This is a genomic window from Winogradskyella echinorum (genome assembly GCF_014297365.1).
Lineage (GTDB): Bacteria > Bacteroidota > Bacteroidia > Flavobacteriales > Flavobacteriaceae > Winogradskyella > Winogradskyella echinorum.
This window is the reverse complement of sequence record NZ_JACOQD010000001.1, coordinates 1294527-1311275: the sequence shown is the minus strand read 5'-3', so window position 1 is coordinate 1311275 and position 16749 is coordinate 1294527. Positions and strand designations below refer to the sequence as shown.

Sequence of the window (16749 nt, the reverse complement as noted above, 5' to 3'; positions counted from 1 at the left end):
ACCATGCCATGACACCTACTAAACTTTACTGCGATTTCTTTGGTCATAACTATCAGATGACAAAAAAAGTAACCAACCATGTTAAAGAGTACACATGCAAATGCTGCAAAAAGCAATTAACTACAAATAGTAATGGTAGATTAACTGAACTGACTCCAAAATATCAAGAAATAAATTCGGCATTAGAACGTATTTACAATAATAGAATGATGCGTTTGAAGCAAAAAACACTCAGTTCGTCGATTTATTAAATGTTAATAACTTGTGAACAACTCATTTTGTTATCTTTAAGGCTCTAACACCTTTTAATCCCTTAAGAGACTAAATAAAAAATGAAAAACGTTTACTGTTCACTATTTGGCCATGACTATAAAGTCTCCAAAAATGTGACTTACCATGTTAAAGAGTATAAGTGTAAAAACTGTAAATCTGAGATGACCATTGATGGAAATGGTAATTTTATTCCTTTAACTCCAAAATTTAAAGAAATTAATTCTGTACTAAATCGCGTTCATGTGAAGCGTCTAGAAAAAAGTCAGAAGTTTGTTATGATTGATCTTTAAGTGCATTCCAACCTTTGGCAATTATAGGAATTTTTTCCTCTGCTCTAGTTACTAAATGCATTCCTCTATCTTCATCTGTCATATACCCAATTATCGTAAGATTAGGGTTTCCTTTAATCTTCGGAAAATCCTCCTGCGAAATAGTCATTAATAATTCATAATCCTCACCTCCATTTAGTGCAATTGTTGTACTATCTATATTAAACTCCTCACATGTTGAAATAACCTGTGGATCTAACGGAATTTTATCTTCATATATATCTACACCTACTTTACTTTGCTTACATAAATGAATAACCTCAGATGATAAACCGTCACTTACATCTATCATACTTGTTGGTTTTACATTAAGTTCATTTAATAACTCTACAATGTCCTTTCGTGCTTCCGGTTTTAATTGGCGCTCAACAATATAAGTGTACATTGATAAATCTGGTTGATTATTTGGGTTGACTTTAAAGACTTCTTTTTCGCGTTCTAAAATTTGTAATCCCATATATGCACCTCCTAAATCTCCAGTGACAACTAATAAATCATTTGGTTTTGCACCTGAACGCAATACAACCTTATCCTCGTCAACCTCTCCAATGGCCGTAACAGAAATTATTAATCCAGATGTTGACGATGTAGTATCACCTCCAACCACATCAACATTATATAATTTTGCTGCGGTAGTAATACCAGCATACAACTCTTCTAAAGCTTCAAGAGGAAAACGATTAGAAACTGCAATAGATACTGTAACCTGAGTAGCAGTAGCATTCATTGCATACACATCAGATAGGTTAACTATCAACGCTTTGTAACCCAAATGCTTTAAGGGTACATAACTCAAATCAAAATGAACTCCTTCAACTAATAAGTCAGTAGAAACGACCACTTGTTTCTTTTTAAAACTTAATACTGCAGCATCGTCACCAATACTCTTAACAGTCGACTTTTGAGAGACTTTAAAATGTTTAGTTAGGTGTTCAATAAGTTTAAACTCTCCTAAATCACTTAATGGAGTACGCTGTGGATTTTTATCTTCTATCATATTGCAAAAATATTATGCCTTTTTTGAATAGCAAGACATTAATGGCATTATTTATGAGGCTATTTATTACAAATGTATTTTTTACAGTAAATTGCTAAAAAAAGAGTCCATGAAACGAAATGCCCTAAAGAATATTATTTCAATTTTATCGATATGTGTAATCTGTATGTTCTTGCAAAACTGTTCTAATGAAGATACAGATAATCCTAATTCTGATATTGATAATGACACTATTTTAAATGCATTTGATAATTGCCCTTCTATTGCAAATGTAGACCAACTAGATTCTGACAATGATGGCATTGGTGATGTTTGTGATGATGACGATGATAATGATGGTGTGTTAGATGTAAATGATAATTGCCCATTAATAGCAAATCCAGGTCAAGAAGATAGTAATAATAATGGTCTTGGGGATAGTTGTGATGGTGACAATCTTCCTCAATTTCCATGTGTCAATGGCTTAGCTGGAGGTTATCCATGTAGCGGTTTTGATTTAATGAGTCATATTTCTGCTGAAGAATTAGGTGGTTCTGGTGCTGAAGGCAATGATTCTTGGGGTTGGACAGATCCTGACACTGGTAAAGAATATGCTTTAGTTGGCACAACTTCAGGCTCAGCATTTGTTGATATTTCTAGTCCGGCAAACCCAATTCTCTTAGGTCGACTACCAACAGCTACTACGACTAGTCTTTGGAGAGATATAAAAGTTTATAATAATCATGCTTTTATCGTTAGTGAAGCTACAGATCATGGCATGCAAGTTTTTGATTTAACACGTTTAAGGAATGTAGCTAATCCACCAGAAACATTTTCAGCCGACGCTAATTATAACGGTTTTGGTAGTGCTCACAACATTGTGATAAATGAAAATTCTGGTTTTGCTTACGTTGTAGGTTCTAACACGTTTAGTGGAGGCCCTCATTTTATAAATATTCAAAACCCAACTAATCCTATAGCAGCAGGAGGTTACGCTAGTGATGCTTATTCTCACGACGCTCAAGTTGTAACGTACAATGGACCAGATGCGGACCATACAGGTAAAGAAATTTTAATTGGAAGTAATGAAAACGAAGTTGTAATTATAGATGTTACCAATAAAAATGCACCAACTCAAATTTCGAGTATAGATTATAGTAATATTGGCTATACACATCAAGGATGGTTTACAGAAAATATGCAGTACTTTTTACTGGGAGATGAAATTGATGAAATTGACTTTGGTGGGAACTCAAGAACTATTGTATTCGATTTTACAGATTTAGATAACCCAGTATTTCATATGGATTATTTTGGGCCAACAGAAGCTATTGACCATAATGGTTATGTGGTCGGTAACACTTTTTACATCGCTAATTATGCCGCTGGAATGCGCGTTATTGATATCTCAAACATTGCTTCTGGAGTAATGACGGAAACTGGATATATTGACACTTATATTGCTAACGACAATACCGACTTTAATGGTGCTTGGAACATTTATCCATTTTTTGAAAGTGGAAATATCCTTATAAGTGATATTGAAGGAGGTATGTTTATTGCTAGAGCAAATAACTAAGACATGTTATTTAAGGCCTCACGTTATATTATATTTTTTCTGTTACTTCTAAATTGTAATAGTAGTGACGACTCTAGCCCTATTGATAACACTGTAACCTATGTAAAGACCTTTGGTGGAAGCAAAAATGATAGTGCGCAATCTGTTGTGGCAACCACTGATGGAGGTTATGCAATTTTAGGTTTTACCCAAAGCATGGATGGAGATATTACTGATAAGCAAAATGAAAGTTTTGATTATTGGGTTTTAAAATTTAATGCTGAAGATGAATTGCAATGGCAAAAAACTTATGGTGGCACTGCAGATGAAAGAGGTAGTGACATTATACAAACACAAGATGGAGGATATGCAATTCTTGGTTATAGCTTCAGTAGCGATGGAGATCTAACAGAAAATGCAGGTTTACAAGATTATTGGCTAGCAAAACTAGATGCTAACGGAAATATATCTTGGCAAAAATCGTTTGGATATCAAGGAGCAGATTCTGGTATATCAGTGATTCAAACTAATGATCAAGGGTATTTAATCTCTGGTATATTAGATGTAACCGCTTCTGGTGGTTTGGGAAATTCTTCTCGAAGTGGAGAAAGTCTGCATGCAGGTGGCGATTATTGGGTTTTAAAATTAAACGCATCTGGTAATGTTGAATGGAGCAGATACTTCGGTGGCAATTTTACTGATACTCCGGAAGGAATAATCCAAACAGATGATAATGGTTTTATTATCGCAGGAGGTTCAGATAGTGATGACACAGATATTTCTAACAATATTGGCTCTTATGATTTTTGGGTGATTAAAATTTCCGCTTTAGGCGATTTAATTTGGGAAAAATCATATGGTGGAGATCAAATTGACGAAGCAAGAGCTATTGTAAAGTCTAGTGATGGTAATTTTATAATTGCTGGCGACACAAGAAGTGATAATAATGATGTCTCTAATAATATTGGAGCTGCAGATTTGTGGCTAATTAAAATATCACCAAACGGAAATTTACTTTGGGAAAAAACTATTGGAGGTTCAAGTTTTGATGTATCTCGTTCTATCGTAAAAACTCAAAATAATAGCTTTTTATTAGCTGGAAGTTCTAGAAGCAGCGATATAGATGTATCTGAAAATAAAGGTCAAAATGACGCATGGGTTTTAGAAGTAGATGCAAATGGAAATCTGCAATGGGAAACCACCATTGGAGGTTCTAATGTTGATTTTGCATATGGAATTGCACAACTTAACGATGCCTCTATTATTGCGGTTGGAGATAGCACAAGTAATGATGGAGACATCATAGAAAATAAAGGTTTCACTGACTTACTAATTATTAAAATTGATTAAAAATGAAGAAAATTTTGCCTCTTTTCTTAATTACACTACTCGGTTTTTACTCTTGCAGTGAAGACAATGATGATAATTTAACTCCAAATGTATCAACAACTTTTAATTTTACTCATAATTGGGATGAAACGATAATTACTAATACCGATTTCAACACCATTCAATTTACTAATGCCAATGGAGACCAATTGAGTATTGAAAGACTACGCTATGTCATTTCCGATATTACTTTTACATCTAGTACAAATGAAATTATTGAATTAGACGTTTATAATTTAGTGGATGTCACCAACAATACCAATTTAAGTTTTACACCAGAAACCCAAATACCAACTGGCAACTACAATGTGTCATTTACCTTTGGATTAGATAATGAAGACAATGCTGAGAATTATCTCGATTTAAATTCTGAATCTTTTAATGTACCAGACATGTTAGGAGGCGGTTACCACTATATGCAGTTCGACGGAAAGTTTATCAATTCAAACGCACAAGAACAAGGATTTAATTATCATGTTATTCGAGCTGTTGATAATCCTGGAGCAAATCCCACATTTCCTCAAGACACTTTTTTTAAAGTAGATTTAGGTGAAATTGCAATAACCAACAACATTGATATTGAAGTAAATATGAACATCGCAGAGTGGTTTAAAAATCCTAATCTTTGGGATTTAAATGATTATAACCAAATGCTAATGCCAAATTCTACAGCCCAAATCATGATGTTTGAAAATGGGCAGAATGTTTTTAGTTTGGGAGATGTTAATCAATAATTAGTTATTTATATGCTTAAAAAGTGGTTATATATAGTTCCTTTGAGTATTTTTTGTTTGAGCTGTTCAAATGAAGAAACAGGCTATGAACCTACTCCTCAACCACTAGATATTCCAATAATATTTTCAGATAATATTATTCCTCCCGTAATTCCAAATGATAATCCACAAACGGTTGAAGGTATAGCTCTTGGAAAAAAACTTTTTTTTGATAAAATACTTTCTGCCAATGGAACACAAGCTTGTGCTAGTTGTCATGCACCTCAAAATGCATTTACTGATAATACTCCCACAAGTAGTGGCATAGACGGTGTTTTTGGAACTCGAAATTCCATGCCACTTTTTAATCTCGCATGGAATTATAATGAACGTTATAACTGGGACGGAACTGCGCTTAGCTTGGAGAGACAAGCGGAAGAACCCGTAGAAAATCCTATTGAATTGCACAGCAATTGGGATGACGTAGTAGATAGACTTCAACAACATCCTGAATATCCCGAATTATTTAGATTAGCTTTTAAAACTAGTACGATTACAAAAGAGTTAACCACAAAAGCTATTGCACAATTTGAACGCACATTAATCTCTGCCAATTCAAAATTCGATAAATATACTCTAGGACAAGCAAATTTAACATCTCAAGAACTAAATGGCCTAGATATTTTTTTAAGAGAAGATAAAGGAGATTGCTTTCATTGTCATGGCAGTCCAAATAACCCGTTATGGACTGATAATTTGTTTCATAATAATGGCTTAGACAGTAGTTTTTTAGATTTAGGATTAGGAGAAGTCACAGGCGACCCTAATGATAACGGAAAATTTAGATCACCTTCGTTACGTAACTTGGCATTCACAGCTCCTTATATGCACGATGGTCGTTTTAGTACCTTAGATGAGGTTATTAATCATTATAGTGAAGGACTTCAAGATTCTCCTACAATAGATCCATTAATGAAAAAAATTGACGAAGGAGGCGTACAATTAACTACTCAAGAAAAAGCAGATTTAAAAGCATTTCTATTATCCCTTTCTGACCCATCTTATATAAATAATCCTGAATTCCAAAACTAAATTTGTAAGAAAAGGATTATGTTTTTAAGTATTTCATCGAAAAATGAAGTATTTAAGCATTTTTTAGGTACTATTTTTGCTAAATTGTTTTTCCCTAAATTAACCCTACTTATGAAATCTAATACAAACAAAAACCTACCATGTGCCATTTTTGGGCATAATTATATAAGATCAAAAACCAACATAGATTACACAGTAGAACTGACTTGTACTCATTGCGATGTAGTTGTTGTTACTGACGATAATGGTAATTTCGATACTAATACTGTCACCAATACACAACTTAAAGACACACTACAAAAGTTGTATCGACTTAAACAACGCACCTTAAAAACTAAAGCATCTTAATACCTACTTAATTAGTTCTTAAAACTTCATAACCAAAGACTATTAAATCATATCCTAATATAATGTTAGGTTATATGGTAAAAAGAGACTTATATCGTATCTTTGCCCTCTATTTAGAGATAATCTATATAAGAATATGATAAAAGTTTCTGAAACAGCTAAAAAGAAAGTCGTAGAATTAATGACTGACGACGGCTTTAATCCCACAACCGATTTTGTTAGAGTTGGTGTAAAAAGTGGTGGTTGCTCTGGTCTATCCTACGATTTAAAATTCGACAATAAGCAGGCAGAAGAAGATAAAGTCTTTGAAGATAATGGTGTTAAAATTATTGTTGACAAAAAAAGCTTCTTATACCTTATTGGAACAACTTTAGAATATTCAGGAGGATTAAACGGAACTGGCTTTGTTTTTAACAACCCAAATGCCAACCGAACATGTGGTTGTGGAGAATCATTCTCACTTTAAAAAAGATTTATGAGTAAGTATACAGAAGACGATTTAAGGGAAGAATTAAAAACCAAAGAATATGAATATGGTTTTTACACAGATATAGAATCTGAAACATTTCCGGTTGGTCTAAATGAAGATATTGTAAGAGCTATTTCTAAGAAAAAGGAGGAGCCAGAATGGATGACAGAATGGAGATTAGAGGCTTTTAAATCTTGGAAAGAAATGACCGAGCCAGATTGGGCTAATGTGCATTATAAAAAACCAGATTTTCAGGCTATTTCATATTATTCGGCACCAAATAGCAAACCAAAATATGATAGTATTGACGAAGTTGACCCTGAGCTTTTAGCAACTTTTGAAAAATTAGGGATTTCGTTAGACGAACAAAAAAAGCTTGCTGGTGTTGCAATGGATGTCGTTGTAGATTCTGTTTCAGTGGCTACAACATTCAAAAAAACCTTAGCGGAAAAAGGTATCATCTTTATGAGTATTTCTGAAGCGATTAAGGAGCATCCAGAATTAGTAAAGAAATATATTGGTACTGTTGTACCTCAAAAAGACAACTTTTATGCAGCATTAAATTCTGCTGTGTTTAGCGATGGATCGTTTTGCTATATTCCAAAAGGAGTACGTTGCCCTATGGAATTGTCAACCTATTTCAGAATTAACCAAGCAGGTACAGGTCAGTTTGAAAGAACATTAGTTATTGCAGACGAGGGTAGTTATGTAAGTTACCTAGAAGGATGTACAGCGCCTAGCAGAGATGAAAATCAATTGCATGCTGCTGTAGTAGAACTTATTGCTCTTGATGATGCTGAAATAAAATATAGTACTGTACAAAACTGGTATCCAGGAAATGCTGAAGGTAAAGGTGGTGTTTTCAACTTTGTAACCAAAAGAGGTCTTTGTGAGAAAAATGCGAAAATCTCATGGACTCAGGTTGAAACAGGTTCTGCTGTAACATGGAAATATCCTTCATGTATATTAAAAGGTGATAATTCAGTAGGTGAATTTTATTCAATTGCTGTGACTAATAATTATCAGCAAGCAGATACTGGTACAAAAATGGTTCACTTAGGAAAAAACACCAAGTCAACTATTATTTCTAAAGGAATTTCAGCTGGTAAATCTCAAAATTCTTATCGTGGGTTAGTTCAAATAAATTCTAGAGCAGATAATGCACGTAACTTTTCTCAGTGCGATAGTTTACTAATGGGTAATGAGTGTGGTGCGCACACATTTCCGTATATAGAAGCAAAAAATAAATCAGCCCAAATAGAACATGAAGCTACAACTAGTAAAATTGGTGAAGACCAGATTTTCTATTGTAACCAACGTGGTATTGATACAGAAAAAGCTATAGCACTTATTGTTAATGGCTTTAGTAAAGAAGTATTAAATAAACTCCCAATGGAATTTGCTGTAGAAGCTCAGAAATTATTAGAAATAAGTTTAGAGGGAAGTGTAGGTTAAATTCAAATTAAAAAGATTCCTGCCTTTGCAGGAATGACAAAGAAAAATGAAAAAAATAATTGTCATTTTAATTGCTTTAATTAGTTTTTCAAGTTGCAAAAACGAAGCAAAACAAAAGGTTAATCTCGAAGAGAATCGAGCAAAGTCTTACGACGCTAACGACGGATTAATAACAATGAGAGGCGAATATGTGTACTATACTGATGCAGCCGTTTTACAAACAGCAAATGAAATTTATGGTGTTGTTATAGATGATAATTTACAGCTTTTAGAAGAACAAGTTAAACCGTTTAAAAAAGAAGCAACCGATATGGTTCCTGTAACTGTTAGGGTAAGGAAATTTGAAAAACCCGAAGGTGAAGAAGGCTGGCAATACAGAGTAGAAATTAAAGAAATTTTAAAGGTGGAAGCACCAGACCAAAATAAAGAAGACGTTATAAAACTAGGAAATTAAGACTATGTTAAAGATAAATAACTTACATGCAAGTGTAGAAGATAAAGGAATTTTAAGAGGTATTAACCTAGAAGTTAAAGCAGGAGAAGTACATGCTATAATGGGACCAAATGGTTCTGGAAAAAGTACTTTAGCCTCTGTAATTGCTGGTAAAGAAGAGTATGAAGTTACTGAAGGAAATATATTACTAGAAGGTGAAGACATTGAAGAATTAGCTGCAGAAGAACGCGCTCACAAAGGTGTGTTTTTGTCGTTTCAGTATCCTGTAGAAATTCCTGGAGTTAGTGTTACTAACTTTATGAAAACTGCAATCAACGAAACACGTAAGGCAAAAGGATTAGAAGATATGCCGGCTAATGAAATGCTAAAAATGATTCGTGAAAAATCAGAACTTCTAGAAATAGACCGTAAATTCTTGTCTCGTTCGCTTAACGAAGGGTTTTCTGGTGGTGAAAAAAAACGTAACGAAATCTTTCAAATGGCTATGTTAGAGCCAAAATTAGCCATCTTAGATGAAACTGATTCTGGTTTAGATATCGATGCGCTTCGTATTGTTGCTAATGGAGTTAATAAATTAAAATCTAAAGACAATGCCGTAATTGTAATTACACATTACCAACGTCTATTAGATTATATAGTGCCGGATTATGTACATGTACTGCATAATGGTAAAATTGTAAAATCCGGAACTAAAGAATTAGCACACGAACTAGAAGCTAAAGGTTACGATTGGATTAAAGAAGAAGTAGGAGCGTAAATTAATATAGTTTGTTATTCCTGCGAAAGCAGGAATCCAAAATAAACTATAAGTTAATATTAAAAAGATTCCTGCCTTCGCGGGAATGACAGAAATATGGAATTAAAAGAAAAACTAGTATCGTCGTTCATGGCCTTTGAAAATACAGTAGATGTAGATTCTCCTATACATGATATACGAACTGAAGCCATAAAAACATTTGAAACTGAAGGTTTTCCTACCAAAAAGCAAGAAGCTTGGAAATACACCTCGTTAAATTCTGTTTTAAAACACGACTATAGCGTATTTCCTAAGCACGATAATGCTATTGAGTTTAAAGATGTTAAGAAGTATTTTATTCATGATATTGATGCCTATAAAATCATTTTTATTGATGGTAAATATGCGTCGCACTTATCTCAAACTACTCATGATGGCATAGATGTTTGCTTAATGTCTTCTGCCCTTTCAAAACCAAAGTACAGAATATTAATTGAAAATTACTTCAATAAAATTGCTTCTAAGGATAGCTTATCGTCTTTAAATACGGCATTTTCTTCTGAAGGAGCCTATATTCATATTCCAAAGAATAAATTGGTAGATAAACCAATACAAATTATTCATTTTTCTACAGGTAATGAAGCTGCTTTGATGTTGCAACCTAGAAACTTGGTTGTTGTAGATGAGAATTCTCATGTACAAATTATTGAGCGTCACCAAAGTTTAACGGATAATCCTGTTTTAACAAATTCTGTGACAGAGATTTTTGCAAATAAACGGGCTATTGTAGATTATTACAAGATTCAGAACGACAGAGAATCTGCTTCTTTAATAGACAATACTTTTGTTAATCAAAAACAAGAAAGTTTAGCTAAAGTGCATACGTTTTCATTTGGAGGAAAATTAATTAGAAACAACCTCAACTTTTATCAAAATGGTGAGCGTATAGATTCTACAATGAAAGGCATTACTATTATTGGTAATAAACAACATGTAGACCATAACACATTAGTACATCACATAGAACCAAATTGCGAGAGCCATCAAGATTATAAAGGCATTTTTAATGATAGTTCTACTGGTGTTTTTAATGGAAAAGTCGTAGTAGAAAAGGAAGCTCAAAAAACAAATGCGTTTCAAGCAAATAACAACATTCTAATAAGTGATAAAGCAAGCATTAACACTAAACCTCAATTAGAAATTTTTGCCGATGATGTAAAATGTTCTCATGGTTGTACAATTGGGCAATTAGATGAAAGTGCTATGTTTTATTTACGTTCTCGTGGAATTCCAGAAAAAGAAGCTAGAGCTTTATTAATGTTCGCCTTTAGTAATAACGTTTTAGATTCCGTGAAAATTCCTGAAATTAAGAGTAGAATTACTAAGATAATTGCTAACAAACTTGGTGTTAATATTGGGTTTGATTTGTAATTAAATTTAAAAGGATATTTTTAGAATCAAAACCAATCACTAATATGAAAAAATTATTTCTACTAGCATTTCTTTTAATTTCATTCTTGGTTCAGTCGCAAGACTTTTCTTATGGAGCCTTATTCGGTTCTAACCTATATAAAACTTCAATTGATGGTGATTTGCGCAATAAAGGTGGTTTAACAGCTTTTAACATTGGTATCTTCGGAAGCAAAAAAATTAATGAAAGCTTTGGCTTACAACTCAATGCCTTCTTTGGTAAGTCTGTAGAAAATGGTTATAGCTCTTACGATAGTGATACTTTTGATTTCACAGGTAAGATAAACGTGAACAAATTCAATACTCAATTACTTTTAAAATATGATGTTAATGAGTCTTATGGAACAGGCCTTTATTTTCTTATAGGTCCTAGATTAACTTTCATTTCAGAAGCAAAGAAAAGATCTGATGAGACAGACTTTTCAAATCTCTATAAAGATTCTAATATAGGTCTAAGTGGTGGTTTCGGTTCAGACTTATTAAATCATTTTAATATTGAATTTCTCTTAGATTATGGTATACCTAGCGTTATTGATGTAAAAAATAACAAAGCGAGTACTTTTGGCGGCTATCTTAACATTTTAGTTAATATTGAATCAATAATTAATAACTAATGTTAAACGTAAGTGAAATAAGAAAAGACTTTCCAATCCTTAACCGCAAGGTTAACGGAAAACCTTTGATCTATTTTGATAATGCCGCAACCTCACAAACACCACAGCAAGTTATTGATGTTATTGTAGATTATTACAGTAACTATAATGCCAATATTCACAGAGGTGTTCATAGCTTAAGTCAAGAAGCAACTGATGCCTACGAGCAAGCACGACTAAAAATTCAAAAGCATTTTAACGCTAAGCACCCTTACGAAGTAATTTTTACTTCTGGTACAACACATGGTATCAATTTGGTTGCTAATGGGTTTTCTTCACTTTTAAAAAAAGGAGATGAAATCATTGTTTCTGCTTTAGAGCATCATAGTAATATAGTACCATGGCAAATGCTATGTGAACGTACAGGTGCAAGCCTGAAGGTTATTCCTATGAACGAAAGCGGTGAATTAATACTGTCTAAATACGATACTTTATTAAATGAAAACACAAAACTGGTTTTTGTAAATCATATTTCTAATGCTTTAGGCACAATTAATCCTATTGAAACTATAATAGAAAAAGCTCATAAGGTTGGAGCTGCTATATTAGTAGATGGAGCACAATCTTGTCCTCATATAAAGCCAGATGTTCAAAAATTAGATGTAGATTTTTATGTCTGTTCTGCACATAAATTATGTGGTCCTACTGGAGTTGGAATGCTCTATGGAAAAGAGGATTGGCTAAAGAAATTACCACCTTATCAAGGAGGAGGCGAAATGATTGCCGAAGTTACTTTTGAAAAAACTACATACGCAGACTTACCGCATAAATTTGAAGCTGGTACTCCAAATATTAGTGGAGGCATTGCTTTTGGAGCAGCCATAGACTATATGAACAGTATTGGTTTTGATAACATTGCCGCTTACGAACATGAACTTTTAGACTATGCAACTCAGCAACTTCAACAAATTGAAGGTTTAAAAATTTATGGAACTGCGAAAGAAAAAACCTCTGTTATTTCTTTCAATGTTGGCACTATTCATCCATACGATGTTGGCACTATTTTAGATAAAATGGGTATTGCTGTACGTACTGGTCATCATTGTGCACAACCCATTATGGATTTTTATAAAATTCCTGGTACTATTAGAGCGTCCTTTATGTTCTATAATACCAAAGAAGAGATTGATACATTCGTTGCCGCTCTAAAAAAGGCAATTATGATGCTGTCTTAAACTTTGGCATCAAAAGTGTAACTTACAGTTTTAAACACTTATATAAATGAAATTTTTACTTAGCATATTTACACTTATAATAGTTGCTCAATCTTGCAATACTACGAAAGAAACTATAGAGAACGAGAACTTAAATAGTATGAAAAAAGAACACATTACACTTTCTGGAAGTTATACTATTTCTCAAGTTGGTGATAACAAATCATTATCTCCTAAACTCAATATTTCATTTGATGAAAATTCTAATAAAGTTACTGGTTTCTCTGGTTGCAATACTTTCTTTGGTACTTATGCTGTTGAAAACAACAAAATAAGTTTCAGCCAAATGGCTACATCTAAGAAATTATGTCGTCCAGAAATCAACGACATAGAAAGTCAAATTTTAAAAGCATTGAACGATGCAGATTCTTTTTCTATAAATGGTGAAGACCTAATATTATTGAATAACCAAACGGTTCTATTAAATGCAACAAAATCAATTATTGCAATAAAAAATAAAGTTTCTAGAGGTAATTCTGGGATTGGTGTAACCTACCAAATTACATCGAGAGGTATTTTTGAATATATTCATATTTCCGAATCCACAATTTATTATTCTACGGATAGAGGATTAAAATCTATACATAACTATAGTAATAACAAAGAAGATTGGACTCAAATCAACACTTTAATTGACGCTATTGATATAGAAAATTTGAGAAATTTAGAAGCTCCTTCTCATAACAGAGCAACTGATGGTGCTGCAGAAGCTACTTTAAGCGTTAAAATGGGAGATGTTTTGCATATCTCACCTTCATTTGATCATGGAAATCCGCCAGAAGAAATTAAAGCATTAGTTAATAAAGTGTTATCCATTAAAGAAAATACAGTAAAGCAATAGCTATTTTGTAATTTTGCATTAAAGAATTAGACTATGACAATAGAAGAAGTTCAAAATGAAATAATAGATGAATTTTCAATGTTTGAAGATTGGGAAGAACGTTACCAATACATGATAGACTTAGGGAAAACATTGCCGCTTATTGACGAAAAATATAAAACCGAAGACAATATAATTAAAGGTTGCCAAAGTAAAGTTTGGGTGCATGCAGATATGCAAGAAGATAAGGTAAACTTTACAGCAGATAGTGACGCGATAATTACCAAGGGTATCATTGCTATATTAATTCGTGCTTTTTCTAATCAACATCCAAAGGATATTATTGAAGCCAATACAGACTTTATTGATAAAATCGGTTTAAAAGAGCATTTATCACCAACAAGAGCTAATGGCTTAGTGAGCATGATTAAGCAAATAAAAATGTATGCAATAGCATACCAAACACAATTAAATTAAAATGAGCGATACAACTATAGATACAAACGTACTTGGAGATAAAATAGTAAGGGTTTTAAAGACTATTTATGATCCTGAAATTCCAGTAGATATTTACGAATTAGGATTAATCTACGATGTTTTTGTTAACGAAGATTATGATGTAAAAATCCTTATGACATTAACAACTCCAAACTGTCCTGTGGCTGAAACTTTGCCATTAGAAGTAGAAGAAAAAGTAAAATCACTCAATGAAGTAAAGGATGCAGAAGTAGAAATTACTTTCGATCCACCTTGGACTCAAGATTTAATGAGTGAAGAGGCCAAGCTAGAACTTGGTATGCTATAAAATTAGTTGGCAGTATTCGATTTCAGTTTTAAGTACGTACTAGAGCTCTAAAACTAATTTTAGTTTAATATCTCACAGGCTAAAACTATAAATTAGTGCTAAATTTTCAGTTTTTCTTAAACTTAAAAAAAGAATAACAATCAATGCCAAGACGCACACCTACCTCTTTAAAAGATGCTAAAAAAACTAGTATTAAATCTTCATTTAATGCCTTAGTTTACATTCCTAGATTTTTTAAAGAAATTTGGAAGGTTAACAAAAAACTCTTCCTGTTATCTGCATTTTGCAGACTTATCGGAGCTTTACTTCCTGTTATTATTTTATGGGTTGGTAAATTGATTATTGACGAAATTATTTTACAAGTATCAATAGACAATCCAGACTATTATTTGCTTTGGACTTATTTGGCCATTGAATTTGGGTTAATTGTTATTTCAGATTTAATTAGTAGAGCCATTTCGTTAACCGATGGTTTACTTGGCGATGAATACAATATTGCAACTTCGGTTACTATCATAAAAAAAACGAATAAAATTAATATTAGTTTATTAGAAGATTCGGAATTTTATGATAAGCTCGAGCGTGCCAGAACACAGACTACAGGTCGTGTGGCATTAATGTCTAATGTTTTAGGACAAGCGCAAAGTACCATATCTATCGCTACGCTTGTTGCTGGTTTAATTTATTTTGAACCTTATCTTATTATTCTTCTGGTATTAAGTATTATTCCATCTTTTATAAATGAAGTGCGTTTTAGTCAACAACAATATTCCTTAGCTAGAAGTTGGACATCTGAACGTAGAGAATTAGATTATTTGCGATTTATTGGAGCAAATGATAAAACGGCAAAAGAAATTAAGCTCTTTGGGTTAACTGATTTTGTTGTGGACCGTTTTAAAAATCTTTCGGAAGAGTATTATCAACTCAATAAAACGTTAGCCATTAAACGTTCTGCTTTAGGGTTTGTATTTAACGTTTTAGGTTCTCTAAGTTATTATGGCGCTTACGTATTTATCATTTACCGTGTGCTTTCCGGAGCCATAACACTTGGTGAACTTACTTTTTTATCAGGCTCGTTTAACCGATTGATGCGTAATCTTCAAGACTTCTTTTCGAAATTCACGCGAATTTCAGAAAGTGCATTATACCTAAAAGATTACTTCGATTTTATTGATATTTCAATTGTATCAAAAACTAAAGAAGACATGTCTTTACCTAAAAAGATTGAAAAAGGCTTTGAATTTAAAGATGTACGGTTTGCATATCCAAATTCTGAAATTGAGATATTAAAAGGTGTAAGTTTTACACTTAAAGCTGGTGAGAAATTAGCTTTTGTGGGTCAGAATGGTGCTGGCAAAACTACTTTAATCAAATTATTGTTACGCTTTTACGAACCTACTTCTGGCGAAATATTATTAGATGGTGTAAATATTAATCGTTTTAACTTGGCAACATATCAAGAGTTTTTTGGTGTTATATTTCAAGATTTCTTTAGATATGAATTTACAGTGAAAGAAAATATAGCCATCGGAAATATAGATGAACTAGATAACCAACCAAAAATTGAAAACGCTGCAGAACTCAGTTTGGCAAATGACGTTATTGCCGAATTGAAAAACGGATATAACCAACAATTAGGCAAGCGTTTTTTAAACGGACAAGAACTGTCTGGCGGACAATGGCAAAAAGTAGCATTGGCAAGAGCTTATATGAAAAATGCTGAAGTAATGATTTTAGACGAACCAACATCTGCATTAGATGCCAAAGCAGAAAGTGAAGTTTTCGGTCGTTTTATAGGCTTAACAGAAGGTAAAACAAGTATTATTATTTCGCATAGATTTAGCACAGTGAGACAAGCAAATAGAATTTTAGTATTAGAGCATGGTAAAGTTTTAGAAATAGGAACACATGAAGAACTTATGAAAAACAAAACGTTGTATTCTGAATTGTTTACTCTCCAAGCAGAAGGCTATCAGTAAAACAATTATCTTTGTA

18 protein-coding genes are annotated in these 16749 nt (G+C 32.9%); 17 read left to right on the top strand and 1 reads right to left on the bottom strand.

Annotated elements, in window-relative coordinates:
• Positions 1–8 precede the first annotated feature (8 nt).
• Positions 9–251 (top strand): hypothetical protein, encoded by a 243-nt coding sequence (locus H8K90_RS05855; RefSeq protein WP_186844985.1) that lies wholly within the window; start codon positions 9–11, stop codon positions 249–251.
• A 295-nt stretch (positions 252–546) separates the two neighbouring features.
• On the opposite strand, the gene thiL is transcribed toward H8K90_RS05855, so the two are convergent.
• On the bottom strand, positions 547–1599 hold the full coding sequence (thiL, locus tag H8K90_RS05850; RefSeq protein WP_186844984.1) for a thiamine-phosphate kinase: 1053 nt from the start codon (positions 1597–1599) through the stop codon (positions 547–549).
• Between the two features lie 109 nt (positions 1600–1708).
• Between thiL and H8K90_RS05845 the strand changes: the two genes are divergently transcribed.
• The 16 genes from H8K90_RS05845 (at position 1709) to H8K90_RS05770 (ending at position 16733) form a co-directional block, all read left to right on the top strand.
• Complete coding sequence (locus H8K90_RS05845) at positions 1709–3157, top strand: choice-of-anchor B family protein (RefSeq protein ID WP_186844983.1); 1449 nt, start codon at positions 1709–1711, stop codon at positions 3155–3157.
• 3 nt (positions 3158–3160) lie between these two features.
• Positions 3161–4486 carry a hypothetical protein gene (locus H8K90_RS05840; protein WP_186844982.1) on the top strand — a complete coding sequence of 442 codons (1326 nt, stop codon included), beginning with the start codon at positions 3161–3163 and terminating at the stop codon, positions 4484–4486.
• A 2-nt stretch (positions 4487–4488) separates the two neighbouring features.
• Positions 4489–5259 (top strand): MbnP family protein, encoded by a 771-nt coding sequence (locus tag H8K90_RS05835; protein ID WP_186844981.1) that lies wholly within the window; start codon positions 4489–4491, stop codon positions 5257–5259.
• A 57-nt stretch (positions 5260–5316) separates the two neighbouring features.
• Entirely contained in the window at positions 5317–6330 is a 1014-nt protein-coding gene (locus H8K90_RS05830) for a cytochrome-c peroxidase (RefSeq protein ID WP_343043635.1), read from the top strand.
• Positions 6331–6441: 111 nt separating this feature from the next.
• Positions 6442–6678, top strand: coding sequence for a hypothetical protein (locus H8K90_RS05825; RefSeq protein ID WP_186844979.1), 237 nt, complete (start codon positions 6442–6444; stop codon positions 6676–6678).
• 136 nt (positions 6679–6814) lie between these two features.
• A complete protein-coding gene (locus tag H8K90_RS05820; protein ID WP_186844978.1) occupies positions 6815–7144 on the top strand; it encodes a HesB/IscA family protein in 330 nt (109 codons plus the stop codon).
• Between the two features lie 9 nt (positions 7145–7153).
• A complete protein-coding gene (gene sufB, locus H8K90_RS05815) occupies positions 7154–8602 on the top strand; it encodes a Fe-S cluster assembly protein SufB (protein WP_186844977.1) in 1449 nt (482 codons plus the stop codon).
• 46 nt (positions 8603–8648) lie between these two features.
• On the top strand, positions 8649–9056 hold the full coding sequence (locus tag H8K90_RS05810) for a hypothetical protein (protein WP_186844976.1): 408 nt from the start codon (positions 8649–8651) through the stop codon (positions 9054–9056).
• Positions 9057–9060: 4 nt separating this feature from the next.
• Positions 9061–9813, top strand: coding sequence for a Fe-S cluster assembly ATPase SufC (gene sufC / locus H8K90_RS05805; RefSeq protein WP_186844975.1), 753 nt, complete (start codon positions 9061–9063; stop codon positions 9811–9813).
• Positions 9814–9909: 96 nt separating this feature from the next.
• Positions 9910–11223 carry a Fe-S cluster assembly protein SufD gene (sufD, locus tag H8K90_RS05800; protein WP_186844974.1) on the top strand — a complete coding sequence of 438 codons (1314 nt, stop codon included), beginning with the start codon at positions 9910–9912 and terminating at the stop codon, positions 11221–11223.
• Positions 11224–11267: 44 nt separating this feature from the next.
• Positions 11268–11876 (top strand): outer membrane beta-barrel protein, encoded by a 609-nt coding sequence (locus H8K90_RS05795; protein ID WP_186844973.1) that lies wholly within the window; start codon positions 11268–11270, stop codon positions 11874–11876.
• Positions 11876–13090: an aminotransferase class V-fold PLP-dependent enzyme gene (locus H8K90_RS05790; RefSeq protein WP_186844972.1), complete on the top strand. Its 1215-nt coding sequence runs from the start codon at positions 11876–11878 to the stop codon at positions 13088–13090. The genes H8K90_RS05795 and H8K90_RS05790 overlap by 1 nt, the downstream gene beginning before the upstream one ends.
• Before the next feature lie 46 nt (positions 13091–13136).
• Positions 13137–13970 carry an META domain-containing protein gene (locus H8K90_RS05785; protein ID WP_186844971.1) on the top strand — a complete coding sequence of 278 codons (834 nt, stop codon included), beginning with the start codon at positions 13137–13139 and terminating at the stop codon, positions 13968–13970.
• A 33-nt stretch (positions 13971–14003) separates the two neighbouring features.
• Complete coding sequence (locus tag H8K90_RS05780; RefSeq protein ID WP_186844970.1) at positions 14004–14426, top strand: SufE family protein; 423 nt, start codon at positions 14004–14006, stop codon at positions 14424–14426.
• Position 14427: 1 nt separating this feature from the next.
• On the top strand, positions 14428–14754 hold the full coding sequence (locus H8K90_RS05775) for a DUF59 domain-containing protein (RefSeq protein WP_186844969.1): 327 nt from the start codon (positions 14428–14430) through the stop codon (positions 14752–14754).
• A 143-nt stretch (positions 14755–14897) separates the two neighbouring features.
• Positions 14898–16733, top strand: a complete 1836-nt coding sequence (locus H8K90_RS05770; protein WP_186844968.1) for an ABC transporter ATP-binding protein — start codon at positions 14898–14900, stop codon at positions 16731–16733.
• Positions 16734–16749 lie beyond the last annotated feature (16 nt).